Source organism: Microbacterium sp. UBA7513 (assembly GCF_002478345.1).
Classification (GTDB): domain Bacteria; phylum Actinomycetota; class Actinomycetes; order Actinomycetales; family Microbacteriaceae; genus Microbacterium.
Map to the genome: position 1 here is coordinate 12,108 of NZ_DLNJ01000037.1, position 22,054 is coordinate 34,161.

The 22,054-nt window shown below is 68.3% G+C and carries 21 protein-coding genes; 20 read left to right on the top strand and 1 reads right to left on the bottom strand.

The genetic code is table 11. The features are described from left to right. Positions 1-29 precede the first annotated feature (29 nt). The 3 genes from B2W79_RS17130 to B2W79_RS17140 all read left to right on the top strand — a co-directional run bounded on the left by B2W79_RS17130 (position 30) and on the right by B2W79_RS17140 (position 2,298). Entirely contained in the window at positions 30-950 is a 921-nt protein-coding gene (locus B2W79_RS17130) for a DNA cytosine methyltransferase (protein WP_292791669.1), read from the top strand. Positions 951-997: 47 nt separating this feature from the next. Then, positions 998-1,180: a hypothetical protein gene (locus B2W79_RS17135; RefSeq protein WP_292791672.1), complete on the top strand. Its 183-nt coding sequence runs from the start codon at positions 998-1,000 to the stop codon at positions 1,178-1,180. A 158-nt stretch (positions 1,181-1,338) separates the two neighbouring features. Next, on the top strand, positions 1,339-2,298 hold the full coding sequence (locus tag B2W79_RS17140) for an alpha/beta hydrolase (RefSeq protein ID WP_292791675.1): 960 nt from the start codon (positions 1,339-1,341) through the stop codon (positions 2,296-2,298). Positions 2,299-2,302: 4 nt separating this feature from the next. On the opposite strand, the gene B2W79_RS17145 is transcribed toward B2W79_RS17140, so the two are convergent. Next, positions 2,303-3,244 carry a LysR family transcriptional regulator gene (locus B2W79_RS17145; protein WP_292791677.1) on the bottom strand — a complete coding sequence of 314 codons (942 nt, stop codon included), beginning with the start codon at positions 3,242-3,244 and terminating at the stop codon, positions 2,303-2,305. A 163-nt stretch (positions 3,245-3,407) separates the two neighbouring features. On the opposite strand from B2W79_RS17145, the gene dnaE reads away from it, so the two are divergent. The 17 genes from dnaE to B2W79_RS17230 all read left to right on the top strand — a co-directional run bounded on the left by dnaE (position 3,408) and on the right by B2W79_RS17230 (position 21,949). Beyond that, on the top strand, positions 3,408-6,935 hold the full coding sequence (gene dnaE, locus B2W79_RS17150; protein ID WP_292791680.1) for a DNA polymerase III subunit alpha: 3,528 nt from the start codon (positions 3,408-3,410) through the stop codon (positions 6,933-6,935). Between the two features lie 11 nt (positions 6,936-6,946). Continuing rightward, positions 6,947-7,891 (top strand): AraC family transcriptional regulator, encoded by a 945-nt coding sequence (locus tag B2W79_RS17155; protein WP_396654762.1) that lies wholly within the window; start codon positions 6,947-6,949, stop codon positions 7,889-7,891. Positions 7,892-8,112: 221 nt separating this feature from the next. After that, positions 8,113-9,207, top strand: a complete 1,095-nt coding sequence (locus B2W79_RS17160; protein ID WP_292791682.1) for an ArdC-like ssDNA-binding domain-containing protein — start codon at positions 8,113-8,115, stop codon at positions 9,205-9,207. Continuing rightward, entirely contained in the window at positions 9,207-10,121 is a 915-nt protein-coding gene (locus B2W79_RS17165) for a bifunctional DNA primase/polymerase (RefSeq protein WP_292791685.1), read from the top strand. The genes B2W79_RS17160 and B2W79_RS17165 overlap by 1 nt, the downstream gene beginning before the upstream one ends. Then, positions 10,118-10,828 (top strand): helix-turn-helix domain-containing protein, encoded by a 711-nt coding sequence (locus B2W79_RS17170; protein WP_292791688.1) that lies wholly within the window; start codon positions 10,118-10,120, stop codon positions 10,826-10,828. The genes B2W79_RS17165 and B2W79_RS17170 overlap by 4 nt, the downstream gene beginning before the upstream one ends. Then, positions 10,825-11,229, top strand: a complete 405-nt coding sequence (locus B2W79_RS17175; RefSeq protein WP_292791691.1) for a hypothetical protein — start codon at positions 10,825-10,827, stop codon at positions 11,227-11,229. Before B2W79_RS17170 ends, B2W79_RS17175 begins: the two co-directional genes overlap by 4 nt. Positions 11,230-11,321: 92 nt before the next feature. Next, positions 11,322-12,203 (top strand): hypothetical protein, encoded by an 882-nt coding sequence (locus tag B2W79_RS17180; protein ID WP_292791694.1) that lies wholly within the window; start codon positions 11,322-11,324, stop codon positions 12,201-12,203. Further along, entirely contained in the window at positions 12,200-13,219 is a 1,020-nt protein-coding gene (locus B2W79_RS17185) for a ParB N-terminal domain-containing protein (protein ID WP_292791697.1), read from the top strand. Before B2W79_RS17180 ends, B2W79_RS17185 begins: the two co-directional genes overlap by 4 nt. Positions 13,220-13,269: 50 nt before the next feature. Next, positions 13,270-13,959, top strand: coding sequence for a hypothetical protein (locus B2W79_RS17190; protein ID WP_292791700.1), 690 nt, complete (start codon positions 13,270-13,272; stop codon positions 13,957-13,959). A 13-nt stretch (positions 13,960-13,972) separates the two neighbouring features. After that, entirely contained in the window at positions 13,973-15,604 is a 1,632-nt protein-coding gene (locus B2W79_RS17195; RefSeq protein WP_292791703.1) for a M23 family metallopeptidase, read from the top strand. Continuing rightward, positions 15,604-15,870 (top strand): DUF6112 family protein, encoded by a 267-nt coding sequence (locus B2W79_RS17200; protein WP_030549147.1) that lies wholly within the window; start codon positions 15,604-15,606, stop codon positions 15,868-15,870. The genes B2W79_RS17195 and B2W79_RS17200 overlap by 1 nt, the downstream gene beginning before the upstream one ends. A 129-nt stretch (positions 15,871-15,999) precedes the next feature. After that, a complete protein-coding gene (locus B2W79_RS17205; protein WP_051723506.1) occupies positions 16,000-16,269 on the top strand; it encodes a DUF6112 family protein in 270 nt (89 codons plus the stop codon). Between the two features lie 25 nt (positions 16,270-16,294). Next, positions 16,295-17,644, top strand: coding sequence for a conjugal transfer protein TrbL (locus B2W79_RS17210; RefSeq protein ID WP_292791714.1), 1,350 nt, complete (start codon positions 16,295-16,297; stop codon positions 17,642-17,644). A gap of 6 nt (positions 17,645-17,650) precedes the next feature. Further along, a complete protein-coding gene (locus tag B2W79_RS17215; RefSeq protein WP_292791717.1) occupies positions 17,651-19,117 on the top strand; it encodes an SCO6880 family protein in 1,467 nt (488 codons plus the stop codon). A 50-nt stretch (positions 19,118-19,167) separates the two neighbouring features. Further along, the gene (locus B2W79_RS17220) at positions 19,168-19,959 is read left to right on the top strand and encodes a hypothetical protein (RefSeq protein ID WP_292791720.1); all 792 of its coding nucleotides are present in this window, start codon (positions 19,168-19,170) and stop codon (positions 19,957-19,959) included. A 68-nt stretch (positions 19,960-20,027) separates the two neighbouring features. After that, a complete protein-coding gene (locus tag B2W79_RS17225; protein WP_292791723.1) occupies positions 20,028-20,468 on the top strand; it encodes a hypothetical protein in 441 nt (146 codons plus the stop codon). Further along, positions 20,411-21,949, top strand: coding sequence for an ATP-binding protein (locus tag B2W79_RS17230; RefSeq protein WP_396654760.1), 1,539 nt, complete (start codon positions 20,411-20,413; stop codon positions 21,947-21,949). Before B2W79_RS17225 ends, B2W79_RS17230 begins: the two co-directional genes overlap by 58 nt. Positions 21,950-22,054: the final 105 nt, after the last annotated feature.

A 22,054-nucleotide genomic window follows, 5' to 3' on the forward strand; every position in this document is an offset into this window, starting at 1 on the left:
GGGGATCGCCCGTCAGCGCCGGAGTCCTCATGCTCGACCTCAACAACCGCGGTCGCCCGCTCAGCGTCGGCTCGCTGTTCAGCGGCTACGGCGGGCTCGACCTCGCCGTCGAATACGCCCTCGACGCCGAGACCGTTTGGTTCTCCGAGAACAACCAGCGCGTCGCTCGCATCTTCGCCCATCACTGGCCCGACGCTCCCAACCTGGGCGACATCACCACCATCGACTGGAACGACGTGCCCCCGGTCGATGTGCTCTGCGGCGGATTCCCCTGTCAGGACGTTTCCACGGTTGGCAAGCGGGCCGGCCTCGCCCCGGCACTCGCTCCGGGCTTTGGTCGCACATGGCCGAAGCGATCGAGGCGCTACAACCCCGTCTCGTGGTCATCGAGAACGTCCGCGGCCTGCTGTCCTCACCGGCTGTCCGCGCACCCCTGGAAGGAGAAGACGATGCGCAACGCAACCCCGACCATGCAACCCCCGGCGATGCAACCCTTCGCAGTATGGAACCCGACCCGTGGGGTCTGGGAGACATCGCAGCTCGACCTCTCCGGGCAGCCGGCGCCGTACTCGGCGATCTGGCCGACCTGCGGTACGACGCACAATGGATCGGCCTACCAGCATCCCTTGTCGGCGCTCCTCACCCCAGACTTCGCATCTTCATCCTCGCTCACCGCCAAGGCGCTGTTCAGGACCCCGCTTGCCACCGACTCGGCCCGCGGCGGGGAATCGCTGGAACAGGTACGAGCGAGACGAGGGACAATCGCACTGTCCCACCAGATCATCGACCTGGCACTGAACGGACCCACTGGCTTGCGGAACAGGAGCAGCGAACCGGAGATGCTGTGGTCGCTGATCGAGGACATCTTCGCCGCTGCGGACGATACGCCGACGCCATCGCCCAATGGGAGCACATCACCGGACGACCTGCACCGGCTCCCGCGCTCCTGAACGACGCCAAGGGGCCAAGACCGGCACCGGAGTTCGTGGAGTGGCTCATGGGCCTGCCCGCTCGGTGGGTCACCGACCCGGCACACCAGCTCACTCAGAACCAGCAGATCACGGCGCTCGGCAATGGAGTGTTGCCGCTACAGGCGACCCAGGCGATCCACGCAGCGACGAGACCCGCCTACCTCGACGCTCAGGGCGGCGACATCAGGAAGCGCAAGCACAACCAGTAGTTGTAGGAGCCTGACGAAATGGTTGTTTGACCGTGGAACAGCAGTGCTGATGAGATCAGTAGACAACGATTAGTTGTGGGCTTGGCCGCGCCGTGGAAGGGGTTCGGGAACCGTGCTCGGAGCACCGAGGCCGAGGCTATCCGGACAAAGGAGTTCTGATGAACAACGCACGGCCACCCTTCGATCCCGAGCTGGAAGCCGTTGTTGAGGCGATCACGAGTTCAGCTCCCGCGACCTTGACAGCCGACATGATTCCCGAGCTACGGCAAGTTGCAATGCCTGGTTCATCTCGGAGCGCCGTCGAAGACAGGGGCCTCGTCGCGCGCGATGTAGCGGTGACGAGCTACGACGGAACCGAGATTGTGCTTAGCGTGATCCAGCGCCCGGAACGTACCGGCGCCGGCCCATGCATCTATTACATCCATGGAGGCGGCATGGTCATGGGCGACCGATGGAACGGCGTGCTGGGTCTGGCCGAGTGGACGCAACGCCTCAACGCGGTGATCGTCACGGTCGAGTATCGGCTTGCGCCCGAGTATCCAGACCCGATACCCGTCGAGGACTGCTATGCCGGCCTCGTCTGGACGGCCGACCACTCTGAGGAACTTGGCATCGACCCAGGACGCCTCATGGTCGCAGGGGCAAGCGCCGGCGGAGGACTCGCAGCGGGGACCGCGCTCCTTGCTCGGGACAGGCAGGGCCCGGCGCTGTGCGCTCAACTATTGATGTGCCCGATGCTTGACGATCGAGACAGCACTGTTTCGACGGTCCAGTTCGATGGGGCTGGGACGTGGAGCCGAGGAAGCAATGCCACTGGCTGGACTGCACTGCTTGGCGAGCGCCGAGGCTCCGAGAACGTGTCCATCTATGCCGCGCCCGCCAGAGCCGCGGACGTGGCCGGGCTTCCTCCGACGTACATCGATTGCGGCAGCGCCGAGGTGTTCCGTGACGAGGATGTCGCCTACGCGACATCCATTTGGAGCGCGGGTGGTCAGGCGGAGTTGCACGTATGGGCGGGAGGCTTCCACGGGTTCGACGTGTTCGCGCCCGATTCGCGGGTCTCGTCACAAGCGGTTGCTACGAGAAACAACTGGATTGCGCGAGTCCTGGGTGCTTAGGAGCTCAGGTCTTTGTTCCCCTGGGCAGCCAAACGTCCCGACTATCCGCCTCGCGCTGGACTGTCGCATCCAAGTAGGACCGCAGGGCGGCGAGGCCCGGATGCGGGTTCGATTTGAGCCACAGCAGCGAGTAGGGGTACATCGGCGTCGGGGATCGCAACGGGATGCGGCGAAGGTCGTATTGCGCCGGCCAGAGATAGCGGTCTCGATCGCCAACGAATGTCGCAAGGTCTGCGGATTCGGCGAGTTGATCCATGAGTGCTTCATCGCCGAAGTGAGGGCCGAGCGCGTCGATCGTGAGGTCGAAGGCGCCGGCGAAGTCCTCGTAGTAGGCAGCCCATTCGGTGCCGTCCACGATTCCGGGAATCCATATCCGGTGTCCGGCGAGCTGTTTCGGGGATAAGTGCTTCCTGTTCGCCAGCGGGTGATGAGGCCCGACTAGCAACTCAAGTGATGAGTTGACTGCCGGAGTTGCCACGATGCCTTTCGGAAGGCGATTCCAGGGGGATGTCAGTGCACGAAAGGATGCGTCGATCACGCCATCGCAGATCGCTTTGATTGCTGTCTCGATGTTTCCATTCGCCAGCGTCACGACATCAAGCCCCACATCGGGGTGACCGTTGTAGAAGTCTTGAAGAACGACCGCCGGAGCAATGCGGCGATGAATGACGTCGACCCGCAATGCCCGCTTCTCAGGCTGCACCGACTCTGCTGCTCGAACCGCGATCCTCAGCAGATCGCGGGCATGAGGCAGGAACGCTTGGCCGTCAACGGTGAGCTGCGTGCCGCGCGGAGTTCGGGTGAACAGTGTGACGCCGAGCTCTCGTTCCAACGCGGCGATGCGCTTGGACACCGCCTGCTGGGTCACTCCAAGGTCGGCTGCGGCCTCCTGAAACTGCCCTAGATCGGCGGCCGCGACGAACGTCCGCACTCCCTCTACATCCACGGGATCAGCCTACCACCACAACGAAAGGTTGTGGCTCGCCGACGATCTAGTTGTTTGTCACGCGATGGGATGGCTTGGTTCGATCGAAAGAGTCAACGTCTTGTTGTGGATCGGAGTTCGAGATGCATGTGGTCACCGCCTGGGCGGAGCAAGGACGGTGCCGATGACATCGCCTGGATCGTTCGTCCACCTGCACGTTCACAGTGAGTATTCGATGCTCGACGGTGCAGCCCGACTGAGCCCTCTGATTGCCGCGGCGATCGAGCAGGATATGCCTGCCATCGCGATGACCGATCATGGCAACGTCTTTGGTGCCTTCGAGTTCTGGCGTGCGGCCACGGACGCGGGCATCAAACCGATTATCGGCACCGAAGCGTATCTAACTCCGGGGACTGCCCGTCAGGATCGCACGCGTGTCCGCTGGGGAAACGGCACGGACTCTGGCGACGATGTGTCAGGCAGCGGCGCCTACACGCACATGACGCTGCTGGCGGAGACCACGCCCGGAATGCACAACCTGTTCCGGCTCTCGTCGCTCGCGTCGATCGAGGGCTACTACTTCAAGCCTCGGATGGATCGCGAGCTGCTGAGCCAGTACGGGGCGGGGCTGATCGCGACGACTGGATGCCCCAGCGGGGAGGTACAGACCCGACTTCGCCTGGGGCAGTACGAGGAAGCCCGTCAGGCGGCATCCGACTTCCGGGACATCTTCGGGACGGACAACTACTTCTGCGAGGTCATGGATCACGGTCTCGGTATCGAGCGTCGCGTGATGACCGATCTGATCCGACTCTCGAAGGAACTCTCACTACCGCTGGTGGCGACGAACGATCTGCACTACGTCAACGCTGGGGATGCCACCAGCCATGCCGCATTGCTCTGTGTTCAGTCCGGCAGCACCCTGGACGATCCGAAGCGATTCAAGTTCGACGCGGACGAGTTCTATCTGAAATCCGCCGCGCAGATGCGCGATCTGTTCCGCGACTATCCGGAATCCTGCGACAATACCCTGCTCATCGCTGAGCGGTGCAATGTCGAGTTCGACACCAAGGCGAACTACATGCCACGATTCCCGGTTCCCGATGGAGAGACCGAGGAAAGCTGGCTGGTCAAGGAGATCGACCGGGGACTGGCCGAGCGGTACCCGGAAGGAGTGAGCACCGAGGTCCGTGAACGAGCGGACTACGAGACACGCATCATCCTGCAGATGGGATTCGCCGGCTACTTCCTCGTCGTCGCTGACTTCATCAACTGGGCCAAGGATCACGGCATCCGTGTCGGACCAGGACGCGGCTCCGGCGCGGGCTCGATGGTCGCCTATGCCTTGAAGATCACCGGCCTCGACCCCCTCGTCCACGACCTGATCTTCGAGCGGTTCTTGAATCCCGATCGCGTGTCCATGCCCGACTTCGATGTGGACTTCGATGATCGCCGTCGAGGTGAGGTCATCCGCTACGTCACCGACAAGTACGGCGACGACCGAGTGGCTCAGATCGTCACCTACGGCACCATCAAGTCAAAGCAAGCCCTGAAAGACAGCTCCCGCGTCCTGGGGTTCCCGTTCAGCACGGGCGAGAAGTTGACCAAAGCTATGCCCCCAACTGTCTCGGGAAAGGACATCCCCCTCGCGGGCATCTTCGACCCGACTCATCCCCGCCACATTGAAGCAGCCGAAATCCGCACCCTGATCGAGACTGACGCAGAGGCAAAGTCCGTCTACGACACAGCGGTCGGCCTGGAAGGGTTGAAGCGACAGTGGGGTGTCCACGCCGCCGGTGTCATCATGTCCAGCGCCCCGCTGCTGGACGTGATACCGCTCATGAAGCGGGAACAAGACGGCCAGATCGTCACCCAGTTCGACTACCCCGCCTGCGAGTCGCTGGGGCTCATCAAGATGGACTTCCTGGGGCTTCGCAACCTCACGATCCTCAGCGATGCCGTGGACAACGTGCGTAGCAACCGAGGCGAGGACATCGAGCTCGACGACCTCCCGCTTGACGATCCTGCGGTGTTCGAGCTGTTCCGGCGCGGCGACACATTGGGCGTCATCCAGTTCGACGGCGATGCCATGCGTTCCCTGCTGAGACTCGCCCAACCGGATCACTTCGAGGACATCACCGCGGTCGGCGCGCTCTACCGGCCCGGCCCGATGGGCGCCAATTCCCACATCAACTACGCGCTCCGCAAGACCGGGCAACAGGAAATCACCCCGATCCACCCCGAACTGGCCGAGCCGCTATCGGACGTGCTTGGCAAGACCTACGGCTTGATCGTCTACCAGGAGCAGGTCATGACGATCGCTCAGGTGCTCGCTGGCTTCTCTCTCGGGCAAGCAGACTTGCTGCGGCGCGCGATGGGCAAGAAGAAGAAGGCCGAGCTCGACAAGCAGTTCGAGGCGTTCTCCGCCGGGATGAAGGCCAACGGCTACGGCCAGGACGCGGTGCAGACGTTGTGGGACATCCTGCTGCCCTTCTCCGACTACGCATTCAACAAGGCTCATTCCGCCGCTTACGGACTGCTGAGCTACTGGACCGCCTATCTCAAAGCGCACTACCCGGCGGAGTACATGGCCGCTCTGCTGACGAGCGTCGGAGAGTCGAAAGACAAGATGGCGTTGTACCTGAACGAGACCCGCCGGATGGGGATTAAGGTCCTGCCCCCCGACGTGAACGAGTCAGGCCGCTACTTTGCCGCTGCGGGCGACGACATTCGATTCGGCCTCGAAGCTATCCGCAACGTCGGCGCCAACGTGGTCGACCAGATCACGAGGGCGCGCGACGAACGCGGCCGGTTCGAGAGCTTCCACGACTTTCTGCGCAAGGTGCCGCTGGAAGTGGCGAACAAGCGCACGATCGAGTCTCTAGCCAAAGCCGGCGCGTTCGACTCCTTCACCCACACTCGTCGCGCACTAGTCACGATTCACCAGGAAGCTGTTGAAGCAGCCGCCGGGCTGAAACGCCAGGAGGCCCGAGGGCAGTTCGACCTGTTCGCCGGACTCGGCGACGACGCGGAGGGCTCGTTCGACACGGAGATCCCGGAACTGCCCGAGTACGATAGGAAGGACAAGCTGGCGCTCGAACGGGAGATGCTCGGCCTCTACGTCTCCGATCACCCCTTGCGGGGACTGGAACAGGTTCTTACCCAGCGCGCCGACACGCAGATCGCGAGCCTGATCGGTGATGCCACCCCGCGAGACGGAAAGTCAGTGAACCTCGCCGGGCTGATTACGAGCGTCCAGCATCGCGTAGCCAAGGTATCCGGCAATCCCTACGCCATCGTCCGCGTGGAGGACCTTGGTGGAGAAGTCGCCGTGATGTTCACAGGAAAGACGTATCAGGCGTATTCAACGTCGCTTCAAGCCGATTCCGTCATGCGTATCAGCGGCCGAGTGAGTGTCCGCGACGATGGTGTGACGATCCACGCGGACGGCGCCGAGGAAATCGAGTCTGCCGATTACATGGCGAACAAGCCATTCGTGATCGTCATGCAGGAAACGACTGCAACTGAGCCAGTCATCAAAGAGCTTCGCGACATCCTGGACCGTCACAGGGGCAGCACCGAGGCTCGAATCAGGCTACTCAAGCCGCAGAGCTCGATGCTCTTCTCGCTCCCGCCTCATCCGGTCAACGTCACGGCTGATCTGTACTCCGAGGTCAAGGCGCTCCTCGGGGCAGGCTGCGTGGAGTCCTGAGGTGACTCGCCATGGCGGGCTCGTCCTACAGCGCCGGGAGTGGGGCGGCTGAGTTCGGTCCGATCCGGGCGCTCGCGATGACGATGCATCGGCCTGTTGCCCCTGCCGCTTTCGATTGGATCAGGCTCATCTTCGTCCGCGACGGTTCGGCCATTCTCCTGAGTGAGTTCGGCGAGAAGCCGGTGCGGATCGGTGACGCGGTCCTGCTCGCGGCAAACGTGCTCTGCGGAATTGAGCCGGAGGATCACGTCACAGTGACCGTCGTCTATGCCGACACCGACTATGTGATTGACCAGGTGTTCTGGCAATACGTCGGTTTCCTGCACGATCGGCTTGATGCACAGGACTTCGCGGCGACCATCTACACCGAGCCAGCGCAGATACTACGTCTCGGGGAGCAGCGTGCCGGCATGACGATGCCTTGGCTCGACGAGTTGGTCGCGTTGAGTATCCAAGACCAGCCCGTGGCGAACTTCCATCGGATGCAAGCACTCTGGTTCTCGATCGCCCATGTCGTCGCGCCGTTCATCAACACGTCGCCTGTACGCACCTCTCCGACGCAGCGTGCGACCAGTTGGCCGACCTCACCTCGTCATCGCCGGTTCGCGCCGCTGCGAAGGGAAGCGCGTAAGGCGGCAGAGCTACTGCGTGCTGACCCGGAACGTCGTTGGTCGGTCACGGACCTTGCGAACGAGGTGCATCTTTCCAAGTCCCAGGTCGGCCGTGTGTTCGTAGAGGCGTATGGGAAGTCGCCGATCGCCTATCTGACGATGCTGCGCACGGAGCGGATGGCTGGTCTTCTGCGCACCACGGACACGCCGATCGCGGTGATCGCCCATGAGGTGGGATGGGGCGATCCTGACTTCGCGGCCCGGCAGTTCCGCCGTAGCGTCGGAATGACGCCGAGTCGCTACCGTGCGATGAGTCGCGACCGGTTCGCCAGCGCGTCCGGGTGATGCGCGCAACTCAGCCGGGTGATGAGCGCGGTTTGGCGGCTTCCGACTCCTGTACGCGCCCTGATCCGGTAGTCCGGTAGAGACTCGTCGGGTTCATCGCGGAGCCTGACGGTCCGAAGCATCGTTCCGTCGTCCGTCTCGTCTTCCTGATCCTCCCGGCGTACCTCGCGGTCGCACGGTCGCTCCCTCTCAGAGTGGCCCTGGCGGAGGGAGGTCAGACGATGGCTGCGAACGAGGACAAGCAGGCGGCGCGGCAAGCGACGCTCGACGCGCTGGAAGAACGCATCGTGCGCTCGGTCGAGGCACTGGTGTCGGGCGATGACTGGCGGCGGGCGATCGAGTTCGCCGCGAGGTTCCGTACCCGCTCGTTCAACAACACGCTGTTGATTTGGGCGCAGCATCTCGAAGCCTACGAACAGGGCAGGGTGCCGACGCCTACGCCGACCTGGGTGGCGGGGTTCAAGGACTGGCGGAAGATGGGCCGCTGGCCGGAGAAGGACGGCGGCTATCGGATTCGCGGTCCGGTCAAGGCGAGGTTCGCGTCGGCGACCCCGCGTGATCCGGCGTCGTGGCGGCGGCTGGGGTCGTGGGAGAAGCCGCGCTCGGGCGAGGTCGTGCGTCGCCGGATCGTCAGTGTCGTCCCGGCCTACGTGTGGGACGTGTCGAGGACGCACGGAAACCCGCTTCCCGAGCTGCCGCGTCCGAGGCTGCTGGAAGGCGAAGCCCCGGCCGGGCTGTGGGAGGGCCTGGCCGAGCAGGCGGAGTCGCTGGGGTTCGAGGTGCTGCGGATGCCGCGCGACCGCATCGAGCGGGGCGCGAACGGCTGCACGGACTTCGAGACCCGTCAGGTGATGGTCTGCGCGGACATGGACCCGGCCGCGCAGGTCAAGACCCTCGCGCACGAGCTGGCGCACGTCCGGCTCGATGGCCCGAACCAGCAGGACGACGCCCGCGAGCATCGCGGGATCAGCGAGGTACGGGCCGAGTCGGTGGCGCTGATGATCGCCGCCGCGCACGGCATGGACACCAGCGACTACACGATCCCGTATGTCGCCGGGTGGGCGGCCAACGTGGACGGGAAAGACCCGGTGGCGGTCGTGCGCGCCACGGGCGAGCAGGTGCGCAGCACCGCATTCGACATTCTCGACAAGCTCGACACGACACAGCTCGGCAACGGCAACCCGCTGTCCCTGCGCGTGGACGGCCCGGAGCACACGCCGCAGGCTCAGGAGGCCCCGCAGCGGCCGCGCCGGGTTGAGCCGCTGCCGGAACGGGAGACGCCCGCCGCGCCGGTCACTGCGGGACGGGGGCTGTGATGGTCACCGCTGCGACGGCTGCCGCCGTGTTCGGCCGGCTCGACGGGGTGCCGCTGCCGGTCGCGGCGCGTGAGCTGGCGCGGGCCGGGGTGCCGGTGTTCCCTTGCGCGCCGGGCGGGAAGCGCCCGATTCCGGAGCGCGGGTTCCACGAGGCCAGCGTCGACCTGGATCGGGTTGAGGGGTGGTGGCGAGAGCGGCCGACCGCGAACATCGGCATCCCTACCGGCGCGGTCTCGGGGCTGGTCGTGATCGACGTGGATGTGCACGGCGTCAACGGGTATGCGGCCTATGCGCGGGCGGCGCGGGCCGGGCTGATCCCGGAGCCGTTGGCGGTTGTGCGCACACCCACCGGCGGCCAGCACGCCTACTTCCCGGCCGACCCGAACCAGGCGCAACGATCCTGGCAGGCCGGGAAGGTCGGCATCGACTGTCGCGGGGACGGCGGCTACATCATCGCCCCGCCCTCGGTCCTGCGGCTGGACGGCGTGCGCACCCCGTACCGGATCGAGCAGGTCGCGGCCGGCGCTGCCCGGCCGATAGATGCGGGCCGGCTGCGGGACTTCCTCGATCCTCGCCCCGCGCCCCGGCCCCGTATCGGCGGGCCGGTGCGGCGGGAGGACGCGGAGCGCCTGGCGATGTGGCTGGGCCGGCAGGCCACCGACCGCAACCTCAAACTGTTCTGGGCTTCGTGCCGGTTGGCCGAGGGCGGGGTGCCGCTGGCCGATGCCTTGGACGCGATGGTGACGGCCGCGCAGTCGGACTTCGGGGAGCGGGAAATCACTCGCACCGTCTACAGCGCCTATCGCAGCGTCGGCGCTGGAGCCCGGCCGGACCGTCCCGCCGCATCGCCCTCGGGCGAGTTCGTTCGCGGGAACGTTCAGCAGCGGGCGCCCGCCACGCGAGGGCTGCCATGAAGGATCTACGCGGCCGCCGGTGGGCGGTCATCACCTCGGTCGCCGGGACGGTGTTCATCGCCGCCGGCGCGTTCTGGCTGTCGTTCACGTCACTGGCCGACCTCGCCCGCCGCTCCGGGATCGGGGCCGGGCAGGCGTGGGCGTGGCCGCTGATCGTCGATGGCGTGATCGTGGTCTCCACGGTCGCCGTCGTCGCCCTCGCCGGCGAGCGGGCGGCGTGGTATCCGTGGGCGCTGCTGATCGGCGGTGCCGCGGTGTCGGTGACGGCGAACAGCTTGCATGCGGTGGTCGCGGCCGACGCCGACGTGCCCGGCCCGCTCGCGGCCGCGGTCGCCGCCGTGCCGCCGGTCGTGTTGCTGGCGATCACCCATCTGACCGTCGTGCTGACCCGCGCCACCGCACGCCCTGCTGCTGCGCTCGAGGTGCCGCCGGCGGTCGAGCCGATCACCACCCAGCCACCAGGCGAGGCACTACCTCTCGACCCGCCACCTGCGGCGGCAGGCGTCGCTGCTGCGGACGCGGACGGCGGGCCGGATCGCCGGGTGCTCGCGGCGGAGCTGCGCGATCTGGACTGGTCGAACAAGGCCATCGCCCGGCACCTGGGCGTGCATCCCTCGACGGTGGGCCGCTGGCTGCCTCGTGCTCACCAGTCCGATGAGGCGGACCCGTCCGGGTCGCAGCCCGAGATGGAAGGAGCCCTGCCATGAACGACGAGGACCGGATGCGGGAGCAGCATCGCTCCGAGCCCGAGCCGCCGCCCCGTGAGCGGAACGACCCCGACCCGGCCGAGGCGACCGAAGCCGCGGGGACGCCGGATGCGGTCAAGGACGCCGAGTCCCGCAAGGCCGCCAAGGAGAAGCTGGCGCGGGTACGGAGCCGGGGCGTGGATTGGGTGCGCCCGACCGACCTGCTCGCCCAAGGCGGCGGCGCGCTGTCCCGCCGGGGCATCGACCGCACCGCCGAGATGAACCGGCACGTCCGCGCCCCAATCGAGAAGGGCGCGCGCTGGGTCGCCGAACGAGCCAAGCGTCTGCCGCCGCTGAGCGCGTTCGGCCGTCGCGGCGGCACCGAGCAGGGACCGCGCCGCTCCGGGGCCGGCATGAGGTAGCCGGGTGGTGATGAGTCATGGGCGCCCCTTCCGTCACGGCGAAGCCCGCAGTCGCCTGCGGGTGCACCTCGCCGCCGGGAGGTGCCCAGACCATGACCAACGACACCAGCACCATGAGCGAGACCAGCGGCCGGCCGGCTGAGGACTACCGCACCAGCGAGGGCCTGCGTGCCCTGCTGAAACGGCTCCACACCGCCGGCCAGCGCGCCTGGGAGCACGACCCGGTAGCGGCAGAACTGATGGCGTTCGCGGCCGAGAAGTACGCGGCGCTGGCACACAAGCACCGGCTCGATCCGTGGGAGGCCGCGTCGGCGGCGTTCGACGTGATGCGCACCAAGGCCGCCCGCACCGCCGATGACCCGTGGGCGGTCATCACGCACGCGGTACGGATCACCTGCATCGCCGAGGAACGCGGCCAAGGGCTGCTGTGCTCGACCCACCAAGCACGCCGGCCCCGCTACTCGATCTTCCACGACCCCGAACGCCTCTCCGACCGTGAGAACGTCCTGAGCGACTACCATCCCGCGTTCCAGATCAAGGACGCCCACGACCGCGACGACACCCCGGAACAGGCACCGGCCGAGCCGGCGGCAACCACGGCGGCGTCGGCGGTCGAGGACGCGATCACGCTGCTGGTGCTGTTGGACTGGCCCGAGGGCACGGCACGCTCGGCGGTGGAGCACGTCTGCGTGGCGCTGACCCGGGTCGGGAACCGGCACACCGCCTACGAGACGCTGCGACGCGACAAGCACGCCCGAGCCCTGATCGACCTTCCGGGCCGCTCGTGGGCGGTGCTGCTGCGCGCCCTGCTCGGGACCCCGGACCCGGCGCTCGCGGCGACCGGCGCGGGACGCGGCGTGCTGCTGCGGCTGGTGATCGGCGAGACGCTGCCGGTGCTGCTGCGCGATGACGACCTCGTGCTCACCCTCTCCTTGGCTGCGCCGGGCACGACGAAGGCGCGGGGTGCGGGATGAGCGCACCGGCCGGGCACATCGAGCTGGAGCGGGCGGTGGACTCCATCACTGTCGGCAACCGGCACCGCACGGACCTGGGCGACATCGACGCGCTCGCGGCGTCGATCGACCGGGACGGCCTGTTGCAGCCGCCAACGATCACCCCAGACGGGGTGCTGGTGTGCGGGGCGCGCCGGATGGCGGCGATCAAGAAACTCGGCTGGCGCCGCGTCAGCGTCTGGGTCCGTAGCGGTATCTCGGACCGGCTGGGGCACCTGCTGGCCGAGCAGGACGACAACCAGCTCCACAAGCCGCTCACCCCGATCGAGGCCGAGGCGCTGTACCGGGAGATCAAGGACCTCATGGCCGAGGAAGCCGCACGCCGCAAGGCCAAGACCCAGTTCCACGGGGGCCACGAGCCAGGACAGCATGGTCCCGCCGATTCGGCGGGACCATCGGACGCCCACCAGCTCGGAGATGCCCGCGCGCAGGCGGCGCGGATAGTGACCGGCTCGTCCTCCTACACCCGGCTGGAACAGATCGGGTACGTGCGACGCTTGGCTGACGACCCGACTGCCTCCGAGGCCGTGCGCGCCCAGGCACGGGACGGAGTGACGCAGATCGAGGCTGGCGCGCCGGTCAACCCGATCTTCCAACGCCTCCGCGACGCCCAAGCCGAGGCCGACAGTGACCGGAACCGGCTGTTGCACGAGCTGGCCGACGAAGCCCTGGCCCGCGTCCACGCCGCCAAGGCCAGCAAAGCCAGCAAGCCGGCCACGCCGAAGCGTCGCCCGGTCGTTGAGGACGAGGCGCCGGCGCGGTACCCGGTGCGGGCGTTCGTGCTGACCTGGGGCGACCTGGAAGCGTGGTGGACCCACTACGACGTGGACGAGCTGGCCGTCGAGCTCACCGACGAGCAGGCCGAGGCGTTCTTCGCCACCGTCGAAGGCACCACCGAGTTCGCCGACCAGCTCCGCACCGCCCGCGCCGCCGTCGCCGCCGAGCCGGCCGGTCGGCCACTGCTGCGCGCCCTCTGACCCAAGCCCGCCGTCGCTCTCGTCGTTCGGGGCGGCGAGCACCTGGCGATATGAAGACGAATCCCGCCTCCTGGTCCCGTGGCCGCCTGATCGCCGTGATCGCCGCCGGCCTCGTCCTGCTGATCCTGGTCGGCATCGGCGTCTACGGGCTGATCGCCGGCCCGCAACGACCCACCGCACCCGATCCCGGATCAGACCCCACGGTCACCGCGCCGGGCGAGACCGGGCCGAGCACGCCACGGCTGCCGCAGGTCACGCCGTCCAGTGATCCCGATGAGTTCGCCCGCAACGTCGCCGAGGCCCTGTTCGCGTGGGATACCGGCTCAGGGCTGATGCCCTTGGACTACACCAGCGTGATCCTCGCGGTGGGCGATCCGTCCGGCACCGAACAGGCCGGCCTCGCCGCCGACATCGCGTCCTATCTGCCGTCGCGTGAGGCGTGGATCGAGCTGCGCAAGTACGCCACCACCCAGCACCTCACCATCGAGTCCTCGTTCGTGCCCGAAGCGTGGGACACCGCGGTCGAGCAGGCCCAGCCCGGCCAGCTCCCGCGTGGTGCGGCCGCGGTCACGATCGAGGGAACCCGGCACCGCGAGGGCGTCTGGAACGGCGAGACGGTCACGAGCGAGCATCCGGTGTCGTTCACCGTGTTCCTGGCCTGCCCGCCCCCGGCACCGGAGTTCCGCACCGGCCTGTGTCATGTGCTGCGCCTGTCGCAGCTCGACAACCCGCTGCGATGACAGAGGGCGCGTCGTGGTCAAGAAGCTCCTCATCCTCGGACTCGCCTTCGTCCTGTTCGGCCCTGCCTGCGTCCTGCTGGCGATCGGCGTGCTGATGAACCCGGCCGCCGCGAACTGCGCCGTCCCCGGCGGCAGCGTCACCGTGGGCAACGTTCCCGACTCGTTGACCGTCACCACCCAAGACGGCACCACGTTCACGCTGAACCGGCAGCAGCTCACGCACGCGGCGACGATCATCACTGTCGGCGGCGGCATCGAGGGCGTCGGCCGGCCCGGCATCAAGGTCGCGCTGATGGCCGCGCTCACCGAGAGCACCCTGCGCCAGCTCGCCAACACGAGCGCCTACCCCGAGTCCGCGAACTACCCCAACGACGGCAACGGCGGCGACCACGACTCCCTCGGCTTGTTCCAGATGCGCCCGCAAGCCGGGTGGGGAACCGTCGCGGAGCTGATGGACACGACCTATCAGGCCCGCGCGTTCTACGGCGGACCCGATGGCCCGAACTACCCCTCACCGCGGGGCCTGCTGGACATCCCCGGCTGGGCGCAGATGGACCCCGGCGAGGCCGCGCAGGCCGTCGAGGTCAGTGCTTACCCGGACCGCTACCGCAACTACGAGCCGGTCGCCGAACGCATCCTCGACGCCCTCACCGGCGCGACGGGTGCGGCTGGCCCGGCCGCCGCCCCGTTGGCGGCGGGTCCGGTCGCGGAGTCCTCGCGGGTCGTGTTCCCGCTGCCCGAGGGGACGTGGGTGCTGACTTCTCCGTTCGGGCCGCGTATCCATCCGATCACCGGGGAGCCGTCGTTCCACACCGGCACCGACTTCGCCGCACCGGACGGCACGCCGATCCTCGCCGCCGCGGACGGCACGGTGACCGTGGCCGAGTTCTCCGGCGGCTATGGCGGACTCATCGTCATCGAGCACCAGATCGACGGTGCGACGGTGGCGACGGCCTACGCGCATATGTGGCAGTCCGGCATCCACGTCTCGGCGGGTGACCGGGTGACCGCGGGCCAGCACATCGGCGATGTCGGCAGCTCCGGCAACAGCACGGGACCGCACCTGCACTTCGAGGTGCGGCCCGGCGGCACCAGCGGCGAGGCCGTCGATGCGGCCAAGTGGCTCAACGACCACAACGCGGCCGACCTGCCCGAAGCCATGGTCGGCAGCCCCAACGGATGCTCCGGCGGCACCGCGGGCGCGCCGGCACCGTTGGACGGCGACCCCGACCGGATGGTCGATGACCCCACCAGCAGCGGGCAGATTACCGCGCGCATGGCGCACGTCATGGCCCAGGCCCGCGCCGCCTTCCCCGACACCTCGTGGGCGTGCTACTCGCCCCGTCCCGGCACGGCCTCCGAACACCCGCTGGGCCGCGCCTGTGACGTGACGTTCGGCAACGCGATCGGCCAGTACCCGACGCCCGCGCAGCTCGAAGCCGGATGGGCGCTCACGAACTGGCTGAAAGACCATGCCGAGGTCTTGGGCGTGGAGTACCTGATCTGGCAAGGCAAGATATGGTCCCTGGCCCGCGATGCCGAAGGCTGGCGACCCTACAATGGCGGCGGGATGCACGACCCCGGCGACGTGACCGGCGGGCACTTCGACCACCTGCATATCACCGTCCGAGCCGGCGGTGCGTGATGGGAGTGTTCCCCGACTTCGACGGGCTGGGCGGCATCGGCGATCTGAAACAGGTCATCGGCGCCCTGCTGACGATCGTGCTGATCGTCGCGGTGCTCATGGTGATCGTCTCCGCGATCTGCTGGGCGTTCGGCGCGTCGCACGGCAACCCCGCCCTCGCGTCCAAGGGCCGGGTCGGGGTGCTCGTCGGCGTCGGCGCCGCCGCGCTCGCCGGCGCCGGGGTCGCGTGGGTGAACTGGCTCATCGCCCTCGGCAACCAGCTCTGACCCCCGCACCGAGTGAAGGCCCGCCTGTGGGCGGGCCTTTCCCGTGCTCTCACTCGCTCGCCGGAGTCCAGTCGCTCTCCGGCCCACCTCGCCGCCACAAGCCATCCGCTCAGCGAGGGAGTAACCGCCGTGATCGACATTGACCCCAACAGCAACGGCCTTCCGGGCATCGAACAGCTCCGCACCATCGTCGGCGCCGTGATGACGGTCGGCCTGATCCTGTCCGTCTTGGCCTTGATCGTGAGCGCGATCGTGTGGGCCTACGGCGCCAACAGCTCGAACCCGCATCTGGCGGGCAGGGGCAAGCTGGGCGTTCTCATCTCCTGCGGTGCCGCGGTGATCTGCGGTGCGGCGGTGACGCTCGTGAACTTCTTCTGGAACGTCGGCCAGGCCGTATAGGGCCGGTCACAGCAGGAGATTCGTGATGGGTGTCTGCGACGTTCCCGTGATTTCGACCGTCTGCGACGTGGCCGGCGAGGCCGCCGCGACGGTCGTGGCCGCCCCGTTCGACTGGCTCGCCCAGGCGATGGGTGGCGCGGCCGGCTGGTTGATCGAGGCGATGTGGTCGGTGTTCGACACGACTACGCTGGTCGATGTCCAGACGGACGGGTTCACCAGCGTCTACAACCTGATCTTCGGGATCGGGGTCTTTCTCGTCCTGATCTTCTTCTGCCTGCAACTCATCACCGGGCTGATACGCCGAGACCCGACCGCGCTGTCCCGCGCCGCGCTCGGCGCGGCGAAATCGGTGCTGGGCGCGTTCGTGGTCGTCACGCTGACCGCGCTCGCGCTGGAGATCGTGGATCAGCTCTGCATCGGCATCATTCAGGCGTCCGGCGAGACCACCGAGACGATGGGCGACAAGATCATCCTGCTCGCCGCCGGGCTCAGCGGCATCAACATCGCCGCGCCCGGCGTCGGCGCGATCGTGACGATCTTCCTGGCTGGGCTGATGATCGCCGCCGTCGCGATCGTCTGGTTCAGCCTGCTGATCCGCAAGGCGCTGCTATTGGTCGGCGTGGTGCTGGCGCCGATCGCGTTCGCCGGCGCGTCCTGGGACGCCACCAAAGGGTGGATCGGGAAATGGGCGGCGTTCGTGATCGCCCTCATCATCAGCAAGCTCGTGCTTGTCGTCATCTTCTTGCTGGCGATCACGCAGATCGCCACCCCGATCGAGCTGGACATCGCCGCCGTCACCGAACCGATCACCGGCATCGTCCTCTTGGGCATCGCCGCGTTCGCGCCCTACATGGTCTACCGCTTCGTGTCGTTCGTCGGCTTCGACGTGTACCAGCAGATGGGCACCGAGCAGGAAGCCAAGAACGCGCTCAACCGTCCCGTCCCGATCCCGTCCAAGCCCCAAGGCGGCGGCGAGCCCAAGAAGGTTCTCGAAGACCCGACAGGTGGTGGTAGCTCCGGCGGCGGATCGGGCGGAACTCCACCGCCCAAGGCTCCCGCCCCGGCTGCGGGAGGGGGCGGAGCCAGCGCAGCGGGCGCGGGTGCCGGAGGCGGGGCAGGTGCCGGAGCAGGAGCGGGGGCCGCCGCGGGACCGGCGGCAGCCGTCGTGGTCGGAGCGAAGGTCGCCAAGGATGCCGCCGAAGCCGGGCCAAAGGCCGGGCACGCGGTGGCTGGTCAGGCCGAGACCGCCGCGGACGCCGCAGGCGGGCAGAACGGCGGCACCCCGCCGTCGCAGACGCCCCCGCCGTCCACGCCGCAGCCGCGGACTCCCACCGAGCCGTCCAGCCCCACGGCAACGCCGCGGGGCAAGGGGTAACCGGCCATGCCCACGACGGAACAGAAGACACCCGGTAGCGAACTGACGCCGATGAAGTTCAGCAGGCTCACACGCCGCGGGGTGCTGCTCGGCCTCTCGGTCTCCCAGCTCGTCACCCTCGGCATCGGCGGCCTGGCGCTGCTGGCCGCGTTCTACGGCGGCGCCGGGATGCTGCTGGCCTACACCGCCCCGATCTGGCTCCTCGCCGTGGTGCTGACCTGGGTGCCGGTCGCCGGGCGGCCGATGGTCGAATGGCTCCCGGTCGCGCTCTGGTGGCTGTGGCGCTCCACCGGCGGGCAACTGCTCTACCGGCGGCGGATCGTCAAGCCCCGCCCGGCCGGGAACCTCGCGCTGCCCGGCGACATGGCCCGGCTGCGGGAGCACCTGGACCCCGAGACCGGCGCGTGCATGATCCACGACCCGCGCCAGGCGACCTTGACGGTCGTGACGGAAGTGACCCATCCGGCTTTCATCTTGCTGGACCCCGGCGAGCAGGAGCGACGGGTCACCTCGTGGGGGCGGGTGCTCGCCACGGTCTGCCGGTCCGGGCGGATCGCGACCCTGCAAGTGCTGGAACGGACCCTGCCGGACTCCGGTAGCGGGCTGGCGGAGTGGTGGGCCGAGCACGGCACCGACGACGGCTCCTGGGCTGCGACGACCTATCGCGAGCTGATCGAGCGGGCCGGCCCCGCCGGGGAGCGGCACGCCACTACGGTCAGCCTCTCCCTGGACATGAAGGTCGCCGCTCGGCAGATCAGGACCGCCGGCGGCGGCATCCGTGGTGCCGCCGCGGTGCTCCGGCAGGAGATGGCGACGCTTGTCGCCGCGCTGCGGTCTGCGGACTTGACCCCTTCGGGGTGGCTCGGTCCCGGTCAGGTCGCGGTCATCCTTCGCTCGGCGTATGACCCGGCCGTGGCCGCGACCTTGGAGCGCCACGGGCGGCTCGGGCAGGAGCTCGCCGCGGCTGGCCCGGTCGCGGTCACGGAGACCTGGGGCAACCTGCGCACCGACTCCGCGTGGCACGCCGTGCTGTGGGTCTCGGAGTGGCCCCGGAGCCTGGTGTATCCGGGGTTCCTCGCGCCGGTGCTGCTGTCCACCGGCATCCAGCGGTCGGTGTCGCTGATCTACACGCCCATGCGCTCGGACCAGGCGGCCCGCGATATCCGCAAGAAGAAGGTGGAACACATCTCGGACGCGGCCCAGCGCGCCCGGATCGGGCAGATCGAGGACGCGGCCCAGATCGCCGAGTACCGAGACGTCCTGCAACAAGAAGCCGACCTGACCGCCGGCCACGGCGTGCTGCGCGTCTCCGGCCTCATCTCCGTCTCCGCCCCCAGCCTCGACGAGCTGGAAGCCGCGGTCGCCGCGATCGAACAAGCCTCGATCCAAGCCTCCTGCGAGACCCGAAGGCTCGTCGGCCAGCAAGCGGTCGCGTTCACGGCGGCCGCGCTGCCGCTGTGCCGCGCGGTGTGACCGGCGCGCTCACCTGGCAGGCATCCCACCCTCGTTGAAGGAGGCCCGTGATGCCCACGTTCACCGATCCCGCCCGCGACGCCGGCGAAGCCTACGAGGCGTTGCGCGGGCTCGCGCACGCCACCCGCACCTTCGAGAACCCGGCCGACACCTACGCCGTGATCGGAGACCTGCTGGGCGGGCTGCGATCGCTGCGGCAGGTGCTCGACCAGCTCGCCAACGCCCATCTGACCCGGCAGTACCACGTCACCGACGACGCCCACGACCGCGCCGCCGGCGCGGCCGCGGCGCTGGCGGCCGCCGACGAACTGCACCAGGCCGGCACCCTCATCGACCAGGCCGACGACCGCCTCAGCGCCGCCTTCAACCAGTCAGGCCGGATCGTCTGGAACCCGCAGGACCGACGTGTCGAGCGGTGGATCGGCGTCGTGTTCCTCCAAGGCGATGAGGCCGACCAGACGCTCGACCTCATCGACCGAGGCGGCGACGAGGCAGGCATCGAGCATCTGTCCATGTGGGACTACGGCGACGAGACCACCAACGCCGCCTTCGAGAACGGGGATATCCACGACACCGCCCCCGTGTACCCCGGAGACCGGCAGGCCGAGACCGGCGACTACGCCATGACCTACAACCCACAGGCCGGGCACGTCGCGCTCTACCGGCGGCACCTGATCCCCGCCGAAGACGCCATCGACCCGCCCACCGCAGCGCACGTCCCACCGACCCGCGACACCGCCGGCCGCGAGACGGCAGCTCGACGCAGCGCCGTCCGAGACGGGGGCTGGTTCGAGCATCCTGGCGTCGCCGCAGTCAAGCAGGCCCGCGGGCTGTCGCTCTGACATAGCCACCACAGAGACGCGCCGGCGTGCACCTGCCCGCCATGAACAGCGCAGACCCCACCCCTTCGATGTCCCGGCAAGTCGGGACGCTCACCTTGACCGTCTGGCCGGACTCGCCGCTGGGCGAGCACCAGCGATACGCCTACCGCATCGAGGACACCGCGAACGGGCAAACTCTCGACGGCCGGGACCTGTTCACCGGCGCCGGAGCGCCCGTCGCCCCGGACCGCGCGATGCGCGACCTCGCCGGCTACCTGACCGCGGCCGGCGACGCCCGCCAGTACGCCACCGACAACCCCGACAGCAGCCCCGAACACGAGGGCCTGTTCCCCGGATGGGTCGCTGAGGCCGCCCGCCAGAACGCGGACGCGCTGGCCCTGCTCGGCATCGAGGACCCGCCCCAGCCCAAGCCGGACACGCCACCGCGGCCTCGCCTAGCGCCGGACTCGTCATGGTTCGACCGTCCCGCCGGCGGTTGGGTCTCCGGGACACGGGGGCGGGCGTTGTGAGCCGGGGCAAGAAGCTGCATACCGCCGTCCTCGTCGCCCCCGCCTCGGAGCGGCGCCGACTGCGCAAGCAGCGGCGGCAAGCCGCCGCCCGCCTCGTCGCCGAGCAGCGTCACGTCGAGAAGGAAGCGGCCCAGGCCAAGGCCGCCGCCGAACGGGCCGAACGCCGCGCCACGGTCTACCTGCCCGCCGCCGGCGAGCCCGGCCCGGCGGCGCTGAGGACGCCGGGCCGGTTCCGGGTGCCCCGGCATCAGGACACCAGCGCCGTGCTCGCCGGGCAGTACCCGTTCCTGGCCGAAGCCGGGCTCGGAGCCGCGGGCATCTTCATCGGCCAAGACCTCTACAGCGGCTCCTCGTTCGTGTATGACCCGTGGGAGTTGTACCGCAGGGGCATCATCACCGCGCCGAACCTGATCTTGGCCGGGATCGTCGGCTCCGGGAAGTCCTCGCTCGCCAAGAGCCTCTACACCCGCAGCCTGCCCTTCGGATACAGGGTCTATGTCCCCGGCGACCCCAAGGGCGAGCACTCCGGCGTCGCGGAAGCAGTCGGCGGGAAAGCGATCATCCTCGGGCACGGGATGGGCAACAGGCTCAACCCATTGGATGAGGGCTACCGGCCCGGCGGCCTGTCCGACCAGGAGTGGGCCACCACCCTCGCCGCGCGACGCCGCGATCTGCTCGGAGCCTTGACGGAGACGGTGCTGGATCGGCGGTTGGCACCGTTGGAGCACACCGCGATCGACACCGCCCTGGCCGGCGCGGTGCGCGATGCGGCCGTGCCGATCCTGCCGATGGTGGTCGAGCGGCTGCTGCGCCCCGACCCTGCCGACGACCCGGACGGCCGGCTCACCGAGGACGGCCGTCAAGTCGGCCACGCGCTGCGCCGGTTGGTAGCCGGGGACCTGGCCGGTCTGTTCGACGGGCCGAGCACCGTCAGGTTCGACCCGTCGCTGCCGATGGTCAGTCTCGACCTGTCGCGCGTCACCGAGAACAGCACGCTGATTTCGGTGCTGATGACCTGCTCATCGGCATGGATGGAAGCCGCCCTGCTCGACCCCAACGGGGGCCGCAGATGGGTCGTCTATGACGAGGCGTGGCGGCTGATGTCGCACCCGGCGCTCCTGCGCAGGATGGACGCGCACTGGCGTCTCGCCCGCCACTACGGGCTGGCGAATCTGCTCGTGTTCCACAAGCTCACCGACTTGGAGAACGTCGGCGATGCAGGGTCGGCGAACCGGGCGCTGGCGAACAGCCTGCTGGCGAACGCGGAGACGAGGATCGTCTACCGGCAGGAGACCGATCAGCTCAGCCCGACCGCCGTCGCACTCGGGCTGACCGGCACCGAACGCCGCCTGCTGCCTGGACTCGGCACCGGGCAAGGGCTCTGGCGGATCAAGGACCGGGCCTTCGTGGTGCAGCACCAGCTCCACCCCGCCGAGCTGGCCGCGTTCGACACGACTGCCCGCATGACTGGCAAAGTTTAAAAGTTCGTCGAAATATTGAAGGTTTTCGCGGGAACTTGAGTGTTGGTGGTCGTTCTGGGGTCATCGTAGTGCAAAGTTCCGCGAACCCAGTGCTGCACGGTGGGA

Excerpts from the sequence above, each read along its gene's own strand:
- B2W79_RS17130 (WP_292791669.1), top strand. The coding sequence starts at position 30 with ATGCTCGACCTCAACAACCGCGGTCGCCCGCTCAGCGTCGGCTCGCTG.
- B2W79_RS17135 (WP_292791672.1), top strand. The coding sequence starts at position 998 with ATGGGCCTGCCCGCTCGGTGGGTCACCGACCCGGCACACCAGCTCACT.
- B2W79_RS17140 (WP_292791675.1), top strand. The coding sequence starts at position 1,339 with ATGAACAACGCACGGCCACCCTTCGATCCCGAGCTGGAAGCCGTTGTT.
- dnaE (WP_292791680.1), top strand. The coding sequence starts at position 3,408 with ATGACATCGCCTGGATCGTTCGTCCACCTGCACGTTCACAGTGAGTAT.
- B2W79_RS17155 (WP_396654762.1), top strand. The coding sequence starts at position 6,947 with ATGGCGGGCTCGTCCTACAGCGCCGGGAGTGGGGCGGCTGAGTTCGGT.
- B2W79_RS17160 (WP_292791682.1), top strand. The coding sequence starts at position 8,113 with ATGGCTGCGAACGAGGACAAGCAGGCGGCGCGGCAAGCGACGCTCGAC.
- B2W79_RS17165 (WP_292791685.1), top strand. The coding sequence starts at position 9,207 with ATGGTCACCGCTGCGACGGCTGCCGCCGTGTTCGGCCGGCTCGACGGG.
- B2W79_RS17170 (WP_292791688.1), top strand. The coding sequence starts at position 10,118 with ATGAAGGATCTACGCGGCCGCCGGTGGGCGGTCATCACCTCGGTCGCC.
- B2W79_RS17175 (WP_292791691.1), top strand. The coding sequence starts at position 10,825 with ATGAACGACGAGGACCGGATGCGGGAGCAGCATCGCTCCGAGCCCGAG.
- B2W79_RS17180 (WP_292791694.1), top strand. The coding sequence starts at position 11,322 with ATGACCAACGACACCAGCACCATGAGCGAGACCAGCGGCCGGCCGGCT.
- B2W79_RS17185 (WP_292791697.1), top strand. The coding sequence starts at position 12,200 with ATGAGCGCACCGGCCGGGCACATCGAGCTGGAGCGGGCGGTGGACTCC.
- B2W79_RS17190 (WP_292791700.1), top strand. The coding sequence starts at position 13,270 with ATGAAGACGAATCCCGCCTCCTGGTCCCGTGGCCGCCTGATCGCCGTG.
- B2W79_RS17200 (WP_030549147.1), top strand. The coding sequence starts at position 15,604 with ATGGGAGTGTTCCCCGACTTCGACGGGCTGGGCGGCATCGGCGATCTG.
- B2W79_RS17210 (WP_292791714.1), top strand. The coding sequence starts at position 16,295 with ATGGGTGTCTGCGACGTTCCCGTGATTTCGACCGTCTGCGACGTGGCC.
- B2W79_RS17215 (WP_292791717.1), top strand. The coding sequence starts at position 17,651 with ATGCCCACGACGGAACAGAAGACACCCGGTAGCGAACTGACGCCGATG.
- B2W79_RS17220 (WP_292791720.1), top strand. The coding sequence starts at position 19,168 with ATGCCCACGTTCACCGATCCCGCCCGCGACGCCGGCGAAGCCTACGAG.
- B2W79_RS17225 (WP_292791723.1), top strand. The coding sequence starts at position 20,028 with ATGTCCCGGCAAGTCGGGACGCTCACCTTGACCGTCTGGCCGGACTCG.
- B2W79_RS17230 (WP_396654760.1), top strand. The coding sequence starts at position 20,411 with ATGGTTCGACCGTCCCGCCGGCGGTTGGGTCTCCGGGACACGGGGGCG.